At 70.0% G+C, this 12,944-nt stretch carries 11 protein-coding genes; 7 read left to right on the top strand and 4 right to left on the bottom strand.

The annotated features are described in order from the left end of the window. Positions 1–79 precede the first annotated feature (79 nt). Positions 80–373, top strand: coding sequence for a helix-turn-helix domain-containing protein (locus Pflav_RS26325; protein ID WP_197938749.1), 294 nt, complete (start codon positions 80–82; stop codon positions 371–373). 184 nt (positions 374–557) lie between these two features. Here Pflav_RS26325 and Pflav_RS26320 read toward each other — a convergent pair whose 3' ends face one another. Continuing rightward, complete coding sequence (locus Pflav_RS26320) at positions 558–905, bottom strand: hypothetical protein (RefSeq protein WP_173039037.1); 348 nt, start codon at positions 903–905, stop codon at positions 558–560. A gap of 178 nt (positions 906–1,083) precedes the next feature. Between Pflav_RS26320 and Pflav_RS26315 the strand changes: the two genes are divergently transcribed. Beyond that, positions 1,084–1,563: a heme-binding protein gene (locus tag Pflav_RS26315; protein ID WP_173039035.1), complete on the top strand. Its 480-nt coding sequence runs from the start codon at positions 1,084–1,086 to the stop codon at positions 1,561–1,563. A 77-nt stretch (positions 1,564–1,640) separates the two neighbouring features. On the opposite strand, the gene Pflav_RS26310 is transcribed toward Pflav_RS26315, so the two are convergent. From Pflav_RS26310 to Pflav_RS26300, 3 genes are all read right to left on the bottom strand, one after another. After that, positions 1,641–2,822: a Fic family protein gene (locus Pflav_RS26310; protein WP_232071932.1), complete on the bottom strand. Its 1,182-nt coding sequence runs from the start codon at positions 2,820–2,822 to the stop codon at positions 1,641–1,643. A gap of 156 nt (positions 2,823–2,978) precedes the next feature. Next, positions 2,979–3,578, bottom strand: a complete 600-nt coding sequence (locus Pflav_RS26305; RefSeq protein WP_232072738.1) for a class I SAM-dependent methyltransferase — start codon at positions 3,576–3,578, stop codon at positions 2,979–2,981. 179 nt (positions 3,579–3,757) lie between these two features. Further along, positions 3,758–3,961: a cold-shock protein gene (locus tag Pflav_RS26300; protein ID WP_173039033.1), complete on the bottom strand. Its 204-nt coding sequence runs from the start codon at positions 3,959–3,961 to the stop codon at positions 3,758–3,760. A 282-nt stretch (positions 3,962–4,243) separates the two neighbouring features. Here Pflav_RS26300 and Pflav_RS26295 point away from each other — a divergent pair, with 282 nt between their 5' ends. From Pflav_RS26295 to Pflav_RS26275, 5 genes are all read left to right on the top strand, one after another. Then, the gene (locus Pflav_RS26295) at positions 4,244–4,513 is read left to right on the top strand and encodes a hypothetical protein (RefSeq protein WP_173039031.1); all 270 of its coding nucleotides are present in this window, start codon (positions 4,244–4,246) and stop codon (positions 4,511–4,513) included. 147 nt (positions 4,514–4,660) lie between these two features. Further along, entirely contained in the window at positions 4,661–6,232 is a 1,572-nt protein-coding gene (locus tag Pflav_RS26290; protein WP_173039029.1) for a TIGR02677 family protein, read from the top strand. After that, entirely contained in the window at positions 6,229–7,578 is a 1,350-nt protein-coding gene (locus Pflav_RS26285) for a DUF2398 family protein (RefSeq protein WP_173039027.1), read from the top strand. Before Pflav_RS26290 ends, Pflav_RS26285 begins: the two co-directional genes overlap by 4 nt. A gap of 11 nt (positions 7,579–7,589) precedes the next feature. Next, positions 7,590–11,708 (top strand): TIGR02680 family protein, encoded by a 4,119-nt coding sequence (locus Pflav_RS26280; RefSeq protein ID WP_173039026.1) that lies wholly within the window; start codon positions 7,590–7,592, stop codon positions 11,706–11,708. Next, the gene (locus Pflav_RS26275; RefSeq protein WP_173039024.1) at positions 11,705–12,901 is read left to right on the top strand and encodes a TIGR02679 family protein; all 1,197 of its coding nucleotides are present in this window, start codon (positions 11,705–11,707) and stop codon (positions 12,899–12,901) included. The genes Pflav_RS26280 and Pflav_RS26275 overlap by 4 nt, the downstream gene beginning before the upstream one ends. Positions 12,902–12,944 lie beyond the last annotated feature (43 nt).

Raw genomic sequence — 12,944 nt, 5'->3', positions numbered from 1 at the left:
GCGAGGATCGAGCCGGTCTCGGTCGCGACGAGTTGCTTGGCCGCCGCCGTACGGTCGATGCCGGGCTGTGCCGCGCTCGGTGCGCCGGGTCGCCGAGGGCGGCTCCGCGCTCGACCCGCAGGTCGTCGCCGCGCTTCTCGCGCCGGGCAGCGGCGGTCACGCCCCGCTTGGCGCGCTGACCGAACGGGAGCAGGCGGTGCTGTCATTGGTGGCGCAGGGCCACTCGAACGCGGCGATCGCCACCCGACTGCGCATGGCGGAACGCACGGTGGAGTCGCACATGCGCAACATCTTCCACAAGCTGCGTATCCACGACTCGGGCGACACTCATCGACGAGTCTTGGCCGTACTGGCGTATCTGTCTCGCGCATAGGCGATGCGTTGGGTTGTGCAACGCGGAGGGTGAGGCCGCGGGAGCAGCGGTCCGGACCACCGCGGACATCGCGGTAGCCCAAATCTCCAATATGGAATAGAGGCGGGGGCAACGAGTGGTCCCGTCGCCCCCGCTGTTGGCCGAGCTGCTCCCGCGGCTGGCTGTGGCAGCGCTCGCGCTGTCCTCAGTAGTCGGGCCAGTACTCGCCCCAGATCTCGACGGCCGGGATCGGGTCCCAGGGATATGCGGTCGAGCGGCACTCGGCCGTGGAGAACCGGAAGTAGTCCATCTCCTCCGCGTAGCCGTGGACGGTGCGGCCGTCCGAGCAGACTGCCACCGCCCGGTGCAAGCCATGCATCCTCGTGCAATAGGTCTGCGAGGCGTAGGTGTAGCCCTGGTGCGAGTAGGTGTAGAGGTAGCAGCCGTCGGGCGGGGTAGTGGTGAAGTAGGGGTCGGCCTGGGCGGGCTTTGCGATGGCCAGGGCGCCGACCACCAGCACGGCGGTCAGGGCCGACAACAGTGTGCGTCTCACCGGTCTCCTCTCGGTGCCTGGAGCGGAGTGCCTTGGAAAGCGCTTTCCTAAGCCATTGTGGCAGCCGATCCATGAGCGTCAATGGTCTCGTTTCGCGCTCGGCGCTATATCAGGCCTCGCGCGCGATCACCCATCGTCCGTCGCCATCGACGTTCCGGCTTGCCGTATCCTCTATGCCGTGACAGCGCCCTTGCCGACCTTCACCGTCCCGGAGCTCGAGCAGCTCAGCGAGCTGTCAGTCGGCGATATGAGCGCCGACGACGCGGTCGACCTGGGGCTCGTCGCCGTCGCCCTCATCCGGGAGCGCGACGTCAACCTCGCCGTGGACGTCACGCTGCGCGGCCACTCGATGTTCCGCGCCAAGCTCAAGAACACCGGTCCCGACAACGACTTTTGGCTCGATGCGAAGGCCGCGACGGCGACCCGCTTCGGCGAGCCATCGCTACTGGTCAAGCTGCGCCATATCGAAGCCGGCACCCCGTTCGGAGGCCGCGCGGACATCGACCACTCCCGCTTCCGGGCCCACGGTGGCTCGATCCCGTTGCGCAACGGCGATGAGGTCGTGGGCACCATCACCGTCTCCGGTGAGCCCGACGTCATCGACCACGAGGTCGCCGCCGAAACTCTGCGCCGATACCTGCGCCCCCGGAGTGCCTGACCAACGGCGTCCGGCGCCCCGTGGTGGTCGCCCGCGGATGCTGTCGCAGGCCTTCGTGACGACCGCAAGCTGCCGGCTTAGCCGATATCTTCCCGCGCAAGTCGTTCTCTCATCCAGGGGAACGGATCTGTAAGAGGGCGACGCCGCTCTTGGCACCGGCGCCGTAGGTCGGCCAGGACTTCACCGGCTACATAGTGGCGGCCGCGCGCTTCACCGCGCGGCACGAGGATGCCGAGATCTACCATGCGGCCAAGATCCCTGCTGGCCGTCCGTTCCTCCGTGCTGGTCGCCTTGGCGTAGGTGGAGCGGCGAAGCCGGTAGCCAAGGACCGCGTCGTACAACTGAGCAGTAACGCGGTCGGGTAGCGCGCTGTCGGCAACCAGGTGGTCGAGTTCGTCCCAGATCGCGATTGCCTCCTCCAACCGGCGCGCGGTCGTCTGCGCCTGCATGTGATGCGCGCGGAGGTTGAAGGTCACCCACAGGTGCGCGTCGGGGCGTGGTTTCCAAATGCCTTGGCCGGTGATGGCTAGGACACGGTAGTAGTCCTCCGTGTTTTGTCCCAGCCACTCTTCGATGCTGGAGAATGCCGGTTCCGCGATCGCCTGCCGAGACAGTACAAGGGTTTGCAGCGCGCGGGACATGCGCCCGTTGCCGTCCCGGAACGGGTGGATCATGACCAGGTTTAGGTGGGCCATCGCTGCCTGCACGAGTGGGTCGTGCCCTACTCCGGTGCGGAGGCTCTCGGTCAGGGTCTCTACGAGCTGCGGCACATCGGCCGCATCCGGGCCCTCGTACACGTTTCGTCCGGTGCGCTCGTCCTGCACGTAGACCGTGCGGCTTCTGTACTGCCCAGGGCTCTTGTCGAGATCGTGTTGCAGCATCATGAAGTGCATGCCACGCAAAGCGGTGCTGTCGTAGGTGAAATGCGAGTCGTTGGCCATCTGGAGCACGTAGCCCAGCGCCTGTCGGTAACCGCGGATCTCTGCCCATGTTCGCTGATCAGCCGACAGCGGCTCCTCGTCGTCGAGCGCGGCGGCGGCGTCGTCTTCCTCAACCCAGTAACCCTCGATGCTGTTAGAGCCCCGGATCGCTCGGGCAAGCATCGTGCGCCGCAATCCACCGTTCCACCGCTTCGGTACACGAAGGGCCATCGCTAGATCTCGCCGCATATCGTGAATCTCGGACAGCACAACAAGATCCTCCGACGTCGGCGGCGGCGGAGTGTAGATGGACGAACGCTGTCCCGATGTCCTGGTCACCTAGACATCGTAGCCTGCTGGTGTCTCGATTATCGGGACATCGAGGCGTCCGGCTCGAACTCTTGTACCCGAATGATGACCCGCCAGCCTCATCGCTGCGGTGACCATCACACGGCGCCGCCCACTCGGACAGTCGGGGCGAAGGTGTGTGGTCAGCTAGCGCTGCTGGAACGTGAAGACGTCCGCGCGGCGGATCTGCGCGTCTTCGGGCGGCCCGCTGACGGCCGTCTGATAGGCGGCGAGGGATTGCAGCCGGTCGGTCGGTAGGTGCTGCCGGCCCGGATCACCCAGTAGGACGTGCGCGCCGCGGTCTACCGCGCGGGTCAGGAACGGCACGACCCGCCGCGCCAGCGACTCGTCGTACAGAGCGTCGCCGGCGAGGACAACGTCCGCCCCGTCGCCGTCGCCGTCCAAGAGATCGTCGGCCGCCGGGCTTATGACGACGCCGTTCTCCTGGGCGTTCGCGCTGATCGCGGCGATCGCATACGGATCGACATCGTTGGCTGTGACCGCTCGGGCGCCGGCCATCGCAGCGGCAATCGCCACGAGGCCGGACCCAGAGGCGATATCAAGCACCGTGCGCCCCGCGACGACGGCTGGATGGTCGAGGATGTACCGGGCAAGCGCCAGCCCACCCGGCCACGCGGATGCCCAGTAAGGCGCGGGTAGCGATCGGCCCGCGGTCGCCTCCAGCCGCGCCCACAGAATGATGGCATCCTCTGCCAAAAACAGGCGCACTTCCGGCACCAACGGCACGTGGATCAACTGGAGCTGGTCGATGCTTGGTGCGCGAGGTGCGCCCAGGAGGTCCAGCGTGCACTCTCCACATAGGAGTTGGCTTCGGAGCCCGCATGCGGGGCCCCAAGGTGCCGACGGTAGGTAGACCTACTACATCTCGTGCTCGACGAACCGAGCACGGCAACCCGAGCTGAGGCTCAGATCAGCCGGATGTTCGCCGCCTGCGGGCCCTTCTGACCCTGCTGGATGTCGAACTCCACGCGCTGGTTCTCCTCGAGGTTGCGGTAACCGTCCGCAACGATGGCGCTGTAGTGGGCGAACACATCAGGCCCGTTGCCGTCCTGCGTGATGAAGCCGAAGCCCTTGTCCGCGTTGAACCACTTCACCGTGCCAGTAGCCATGACTCTTCTCCTCGTCGAAGGCTGATGGAGCCCACACCGTGCGGGCGCCGCGTCGCCGCGTTGATCAATCCTCGTCCGGAGAATGTCCGGAAAAAACAAAGAACGCCTGGTGATCTCGTTGCCAAGCGTCGGCAAAGTCCGTGGAAGCCCAAAACTGCAACGGCGTAGACGGTACCACGTTGGGGGAGGCGCCGTGCCGCTACAGCGACTACGATGATCACGGCTACCGATTCAATGGCCCCCGCGCCGCCACGCCGCACTGAAACAGGAGACAATCACCACATGCACGTTCTCTTCCTGGGTGGCCCCTGGCACGGCGAGCGGCACGAGGTTGTACCGTCTCGGCGGGCGCGTGGGAGCGAGGGACTGCCCCAGCAGTACAGCGTCAGGGAGTCCCTCGACGACCGCCGCGCGGGCGGCGGCCTACCGGGCCTAGAAGATGCCGCTCCGGCAGGCGAACACGTCGTGTACACCCGCCGGTTCGCTCAGGCCGGCGGCGAGCGGAGGGCCGTCTACGTGGCACCCGACTACCGCGGACCGGCCCGCGCCTGACCGGCTCGTGCCGGCCGATGTCCGGATCATGAAGGTTGATCCGCCGTCGGCCGGGCCGCAGTCCCTCGAACGAGTTACGTCCCGCTCGGCGGTCACCCGGGCGTCTGCGGCGGCCTGTCGGTCCCTCTCGGTAGGGTGGGCCGCGCCATGGAGGAAAAGCGAGAAGCCCGTCCCACGTTCGGTCTCGATGTCTTCGGTCTCGATGATCGGATGCGGCTCTTCGGTTATGTGACAGCGGACAACCGGCTGGCATACCTGTGGTTGCTCCGCGCCTTCGATGCCGCCCGCGCCAACTACCACGTTCTGCTGCACACGTCGGATGTCGGGGTAGCGCTCGCTGGCCTGCACGGCACGCATGAGGAATGCCCGGATCCGGCCGACCTTGAGCTGCCTCGGCTGCTTGACGCGCTGGTGGAGTGGGGTGTGCTCGATCGCAGCCAGGACGGCACCCGTGCGACCACGCTGGCGGAGTACCGCAACCGGCATTCGGTGTACCAGTTCACCGAGGCCGGCTTCCGGGCGCACCGTGCGGTCGAGAGCGTGCTGTCCGCGACCATGGACGACACGACGCTGTCGCGCCTTGTCTTCGCCGACCTACTCGCTGACCTGGCGGCGCTCGCGTCGGCCAATGCGGAAGGCGACGCGGAGGAGGTCTACCGCAAGCTCAACCGGCTGGACCGAGCCCTCGCTGACATCGCCGAGCGGGCCGCGCGGTTTTACCACATGCTCGGCGACCTGAGCCGGACGAATGACAGCCGCCCGGAGACGTTCCTGGCGCACAAGGATGCCTTGCTGGCTCATCTGCGCGATTTCCACGACGAGCTCCAGCGTTACACGCCCCGGCTGCGCGAGGCAGTGCACGCGGTCGAGGACACCGGTCTGGAGCGGATGATCGAGGCGGCTGCCGAGGCCGATGAGCGGATCTTCCGCACGCCGTCGGAGCGCGTGGCGGACTGGCGGCGCCGCTGGGAGGGGCTACGGTCCTGGCTGGCACCGCCGGGCACTGACCAGATCAGCGAGGCCGACCGGCTGGCCGATGCCACGATCTCCGCGGTCGGCGACGTGCTGGCATTGCTGCGGCGGGTGACCGAGGCGCGCCGGGGTGGCGTCAGCCGAGAGTCGCAGCTGCGGCATCTGGCCACCTGGTTCACCGCGGTGGGCAGTCAGGACGCGGCGCATGCCCTGTTCGACGCCACCTTCGGCCTGGGCGGTCCACGTCATGTCAGCGTCACCCACAGCGATCCGGAGGCGATCCCGACCCGCCAATCCTGGTGGGAGGCGCCGGCGGTGGAGCTGTCCCGCACGCTGGTCGAGGCCGGGCGCGCGCCCGGGCAGGGCAATGGCCGTCCAGCACGGCTGGAGAGGTCTTCGGAGTCACGGGCCCGGCTGCGCCAGGCGCAGCTCGCGGAGGAGCGGCGGTCGGCGGAAGCGGCCGCCGGACTCGTCGACCTGGCGCTGGGCGAGAGGCCGCTCGACGAGGCGCAGACGACGGTGCTGCTCAGGCTGCTCGACATCGCGCTGGCGGCGCGGGTGTCCGGGCGTGAGGGGGCGGCGCTGGCCGCCGCCGCGTATGGCATCCGGTTCACCCTGACCCCGGCCGCCGGCCGGTTCACCGCGGTGCCCGCTGCGGGCGGCACGCTGTACCTCGACGGCTTCACCCTTTCGATCGACACCGCCGACCACACCGTCGCGCGCGAGCGGGAGCTCGTCGGGATATGAGTGAGGGCCGGTTTGCCAGGGACGTCTCCGAGCTTGAGCTCGGGGACTACCAGCGAGCCGTCCGGCTGGTCCTGCGGCATCCGTTGATCACGGCGAGCTGGCCCGACGACAAAGCCCTTTCGCGGGTACGCCGGTTCGGCGCCGCGCTCCGGCAAGACCTCGCCGACGCGTTCGGATACCGGCTGGAGCTCCATGGGTCGACGGCCCGGCTGGTCCGCGCCCTGGACCAGATCGACGCGAGCCAGCATGCGGTGTCCCGCACCGACCGGCCATTCGACCGCCAGAGGTATGCCTACCTGGCGCTGTGCCTGGCAGTGCTGGGTCGCGCCGGCGTGCAGATCGCGTTGAGCGAGCTGGCCGAGTGGGTCGCCGCCGACGCCGGCCGGATCACCGGACTGGGTCTGGACCCGGATCGGGGCGCTGACCGGCGCGCGTTCGTCGATGCGGTCGGCTGGCTGGAGGATCGAGGTGCGCTGCGGCTGGCCGACGGGTCCAGCGCGGCGTGGGCGAGTGACCCAGGAGCTGGCGAGGCACTCTACGACGTGGCGCGAGACGTGGTGTTCGCGCTCTTCCGGCCGAGCCGAGTGCTTCAGCATGTCGACACGGTGTCCGCGCTACTGACGCGATCGATCGCCAACAGCGGAAACGCCGAGCGGCGCGCCGCCGCGCAGGCTGCCCGCCGGGCCGTCGTGGAGCGGCCGGTGGTCTATTACGCCGACGTGGACGACACGACCGCCAACCACCTGCGCGGCTCGGCGCTCGCCGCCGACCTGCAACGCCTGACCGGGTTGCGGGTGGAGCGGCGCGCTGAGGGCGTGTTGCTCGTCGACACCGCCAACCTCTCCATCGAGAGGTTCCCCGGCACCGGCTCGGTGGCCCAGGCGGCGGTCCTGCTCGCGGCGGAGATGGCCGAACGCGCCGCCGACCCGGACGGCCGGCGGGTCAAGCGGATGACCCCGCCAGACCGGCGCGACCAGCAGCAGGCCATGATCGACGAGATCGACGCGGGGCTGCCAACCGCCACGCTGGTACCCATGGAAGAGACCGCACCCGCGATCATGGCGGAGCCGGGCGACGGCGAGGAAGACCCGGCCAAGCTGCCGTTCGTCACCGACAGCTACCTGCGCACCGCCGTCGAGGAGATCCTCCATCGGTACGCGTCCGCGTTCGGTGCGCAATGGCACGCGGACCCGGAGCGGCTGCGCACTGAGGCGGTCGGCTTGCTGGCCCGCTTCGGCGCGGTCACCGTCGTGCCGGGCGGTGTGCTGGTGCGTCCTCTGGTCGGGCGTTACCGCAACACCGTGGCGACGATCAAGAAACGGCCCACACAGCAGACCCTTCTGTAGCCGAGGAAACCATGTCCGAACGTCGCTTCGCGCCCACTCGTGCCGGCATCGTCAACCTCTGGGACTACCGCGACGAGGAGTTCCTTTTCGTCGATGGCTGGCTGGTGCTGCGCGGGCCGAACGGGTCTGGAAAGACCAAAGCGCTGGAGGTGCTGTTTCCGTTTCTGTTGGACGGGCGCATCGAGCCGCGCCGGCTCAACCCGTTCGCCAGCGAAGACCGCACGATGAAGTCCAACCTGCTCTACCGGGGCCAAGAGGTCGCGCATTCGTACGTCTGGATGGAGTTCGGCTGCGGCGACCAGTACGTCACGATCGGCATCGGCCTGCGGGCACACCGGCACGTCGACCGGGTCACGCGGTGGCACTTCGTCGCTGAGGGCCGCGTCGGCGTCGACTTCGCTCTGCTGGATGCGGACGACCGGCCGCTGAGCCGCCGCGACCTGATCGGGCGGCTCGGCGCCGACGCTGTGCGCGACTCGCCCGAGGAGTATCGGCACCTGGTCGACGCCCGGCTCTTCGGGCTCGGGCCGGCCCGCTACGAGCAGATGCTCGACCTCGTGCTGACGCTGCGCAAGCCCCAGCTCGCCAAGGATCTCAACCCGGTCGAGCTGTCCCGCACCCTTCAGCGCGGCCTTCGACCTGTCGACGACCACCTGCTGGTAGAGGCGGCCGCCTCGTTCGACGACATGGAGGCAGTGGCCCGGACCCTGGAGGGTCTGGTCGCCGCGGACGCGGCGACCGTCGCCTTCCTCTCGGTGTACTCGACCTATCTGCGAACGCATGCGCGAGCGGCGGCCGACGCCCTGAGCACACGGCGCACCACAGCGGACGACCGCCGCGCGGCGTCGGCGGCCGCGCGGGGCGGGCTGGCCGAAGCCACCGCGGCCGAGGAGACGGCTACCGGCCGGCTCCTCTCCATCGACGGCGAGCCGGGTCGGCTCCGCGCCCATCTGGACAGCCTGAAGAGCTCGGCGGCTTACCGGTCGCACGAGCAGCTCGCCGACCTCGAGCGGCATCTACACGATCTGTCCGCCGCCGCGGAGCGGTCCTCTGGCGCGGTACGTGTGGAGCGGGCGGCGGTCGCGCGGCGGCACGATGAGTGGGAGCGCGCGGCGGTGGCCGCCCGCGAGGCGGAGGCGGCGGTCCAGCGTCTCGCGGCCGACCTGCTGCTGGACGCAGAGGCCGCCGGTATCCCGTGGACCGGGGAGGATGCTCGAACGGACGGGTTGGCCGCGCGGATCAGTGCCCGGGTCAGCGCCCGGCGGGACGACGTGCGCGCGGTCCGCGAGCAGGCTGCCCGGCTGCTCCAGGCCGAGCGTGACCATGTGCGCGCGGCCCAGGAGTCGACCGCTGCCGCGGCGGCGGCCGAGGAAGCCGAGGTAGCCGAGCGGAGTGCCGAGGCTGCGGTCGGCGAGGCGCGGCGCCAGGTCGGTGCGGACACCGAGCGGTGGGAGCGGCTTCACGCGGACCTGCTAGCCGAGCTCGACCTGGCACACCTCATGCCGATGTTGCGCGCTGCCGTCGACCAAGCCGGTGAGGCCGGCGCGCAGACCCTCAAGGAGGCTTACGTCGAGGCGGTCGCGCCAGCCGTCACCACTCGGCGCGACGCGCTCGCCACGCTGCGGTCGCGCCGCTCGTCGCTGCGGGACCGGCGGGCGGAGGTGGCGGCGGAGCGCACACGAATTGCCGCCGAGCACGACGACGCCCCGCCAGCCACGCACACCCGGCCGTCGTCGCGCGATGGCCGGGCCGGAGCCCCGCTCTGGCGGTTGGTCCGGTTCGCCGACGCCGTGAGCGATACGGAGGCGGCCGGGATCGAGGCGGCGTTGCAGGCCGCAGGGCTGCTGGACGCCTGGGTGCACCCCGCCAAATCGGCCACCGCGACCGCTCTGGCCGGCGGCGAGCAGGACGGCTATCTGGTCGAGCTGCCGGCGGACCGCCGGCCCGCTGGGCGGACCCTCGCCGACGTGCTGCTGCCTGAAGAGCAGGACGAGGTCACGACCGACCGGATCCGCGAGGTGCTGGCATCGATCGCGCTGGCCGACAGTGTCACACCCGACGCCTCGGCATCGACGACGATCGGGAGATCCGGCCAGTACTCCCAGGACGTCACACTGGGCGCCTACCGCAAGGCGGCCCCGGAGTACATCGGCGCCACCGCGCGTGCGGCCCGCCGAGCGGCCCGGATCGCCGAGTGCGACCGGACGCTGTCCACACTCGACGACGAAATCGCCGAGGTGGAGCGGCAGCGAACGGCACTCGAAGACGCGCTGTCCGCGGTCGACGCCGCCGGTGGTGACCTGCCACCCGTGGCTCCCATCCATGCCGCGCTGCGCGCACTGGACCGGGCCGCCGCCATCTTCCGAACCCGCCAGGACGCCGCGGCCGCCGCCGCACATCGCCTCGACCAGGCACTCGCTGAGCAGGCGGCAGCCGGGGCGGCACTGCGGCGCACCACCGCTGACCGTTCGCTGCCGGCCGATCATGTCGACCAGGTCAGCGATGCCACGGCCCGCTTCGAGAAGCTGGGCGTACGTCTCGATGCGGCCGGGCCGGCGGCCGCCAAGGCGGTGGAGGCCAAGCGGGAGGCGAAGGGCCGCCACGAGGAGGCGCACGATCGGCTCGCCGAGGCGCAGACCGCACAGCACGAGGCGACCCTCCGGTACGAGGAGAAGAACGAGGCGTACCAAACGTTGCGCGCCACCATCGGGGCCGAGGCCGAGCAGGTCCTAGCCGACGTGGCGCGGGTCCAAGGCGAGATCACCGACGCCGAGGCGGCACTGGCCCGCGCACGGGAAGAGGTCACCGCGGCTCGCGAGCGCTGCTCCTCCGCCCGTACCCGCGTGGAGCTGAGCGAGCAGGCATTGACAGACGCCGTCCAGGAGGCACATCACGAGGCGCTGCGGCTGCGACCGTACTCGAATCCCGACCTGCTTGGCCTGCTGCGCTGCCCGACCGATCTGCGCTGGCCGGCACAGGCAGGGACAGCGGACGCGGCACTGGACGCACAGATCGTGGCGCTGCACGACGCGCTCCTCGCCGCCACCCGCGAGCTGAGCCCGACGGAGACGTCACTCAAGCAGAGCGCCACCCGGCTGACCTCGGCGCTTACCGAACTACAAGCGCAGCTCCCCGCATCCGGCCTCGACCACCGGCCGGAGTGGGAGGCCGACGACGGCGTGATCGTCGTCCGGGTCGCCGACGAGCAGGGGCTCAGCCCGGTCGCCCGTTTCGCCGACCGGATCAGCCGCGAACGTGCGGATCAGGAACAGCTCCTCACCGACGCCGAGCAGCGAATCTTGGAGGACGCACTGCTGGGCCAGCTCGCCCGGCAGATCCACCGCCGCACCATCGAGGCCCGCGACCTGGTCGAAGGCATGGACACCCAGATGCGGGCCCGCCGCATGTCGTCCGGGCTGACCGTCGGTGTCGGATGGCGGCTCTCCGACGACCTCGACGCGGAGCAGCGCGAGGTGTGCAAGCTGCTGGAACGCGATCCGGCGCGACTGGGGCCGGCCCAGCTCACCACGCTCCGGCGGCACTTCGCGGCCCGGATCAAGACCGCTCGCGCGACCGCGCCTGAGCAGCCGTACCGGGACCTGCTCGCCGACGTCCTCGACTACCGGCGGTGGCGGTTCTTCGCGTTCACGCTGCACCGTCCGGGCGGCGCCGCCGAGGCGCTCACTCGGGCCCGGCACAGCCAGCTCTCCGGCGGTGAGCAGTCGGTGTCGCTGCACCTGCCCCTCTTCGCGGCCGCAAACGCCCTTTTCGGCTCCGCCCGCCCGGACGCTCCCCGGCTGCTCGGGCTCGACGAGGCATTCGCCGGCGTCGACGACAACGGCCGGGGCGAGCTGATGGCACTGGCCAAGCAGTTCGACCTGGACCTGTTCATGACCGGTTACGACCTCTGGGCCGCGCACCCGGCGGTGAGTGGTGCCGCGCACTACGACCTGTCGCACTCGGCGGTGGAGCACACGGTCTCCACCATTCTGCTGGTCTGGGACGGCTCGGCGAATATCGCCGACTTCGACGGGACCCTCGCCCGCGCCCTCGGCTCGCCCGAGACACGCCGCGCGCCGGCCGCCGAGGTCGCCCTACCCCAACTGACCCTCGACGGCATCGACGAATGACCGAGCCGCTCGACGAACCCGGCTGGGCAAGGTTGCTCGCGGCGGCGCGACGCAGCCTCGAACGCAGCGGCGGCTCTCTCGATGGCAGCGTCTCGGTGACCTCCCCGACCGACGCGGAGCGGTTGGTGGTCATCGGGGTCACCGGCGCACACCGGTCAGCCGCTGCCCAGCGGTTGACCGTACCCCTGGCGGAGCTCGACGCCTTTCTTCGGGCCGCGCACGGCGCCGGCCTCGCCGAGGTCCTGGCAGCGGCAAAGCCTTTACGCGATCGGCCCGGCGAACTCAAGCGGGAGGCCGTCGCCCGCGACGCGATACTCGCCGCCGCCCGCGACGGGCGTCACGCCGCGGCCGGCTGGTACCAGGAATGGCTCGAGGGCGTGCGCCAGGACGGCACGCTAACCCGCGCGATCCGTGCTGGACTCCCGTTTTCCGACGTCATCAAGGTCCTGGACGCCCTGCCCGCGGCCGACGAACCGATGCCGGTCTTCGCCGAACGGATCCTGGACGACACGAAGGCCCTCACCGACGGGACGGTACGTGGCCTCGTCCTTCGCGCGCTCGCCGTCTGGCAGCGGGTGCCCACGCCGGCCAACACCGAACAGGAGCGAGCGCTCTGGGAGTCGGTCGGTGTCGTGCCGGACGACCTCGCCAGCCAGATCCTCGTGCTCAACCTGCCAGCCTCCGGCGGCCTGGTGGGTTCCTGGCTAGGCCAGGCGAGGGAGGTTGGCATCCCGATGCGCATCACGCTCCACCAGCTACGGCTCGCACCACTGCGACTGGACTGCGACGAGATTTTCGTCTGCGAGAATCCGGCGGTGCTTCGCGCCGCCGCCGCAAGGTTCGGCACGCATGCCCGGCCACTGGTCTGCACCGAGGGCGTGCCTTCGGCCGCCGCACACCAGCTCCTGCGGTACGCGGTGCACGCTCGGCTCAGGTGGCGCAACGATTTCGACTGGGCCGGCCTCCGCCTGACCGCCGCCGCGCTGAGCCGCTACCCACGCGCCGTTCCCTGGCGTATGACCTGCGAGGACTACTTACGCGCAGCCGGCTCCGGGCCGCCGCTGCTCGGCACACGGGCGGAAAGCCCGTGGGATCCGTCGCTGTCAGAAGAGTTGACCCGCGTCGGTCGGGCGGTGATGGAGGAACGACTGCTCGACGCCCTGCTGGCCGACCTCGCGCCCACGCAGGCGTAGGTCTGCTGACGCCCCTGAAGTCCCGGCCGCCGATGGAAGGCTT

The organism is Phytohabitans flavus, from assembly GCF_011764545.1.
Taxonomy (GTDB): Bacteria; Actinomycetota; Actinomycetes; order Mycobacteriales; family Micromonosporaceae; genus Phytohabitans; species Phytohabitans flavus.
The sequence above is the reverse complement of the archived record's forward strand: the minus strand, read 5'-3'. Positions and strand labels throughout refer to the sequence as shown.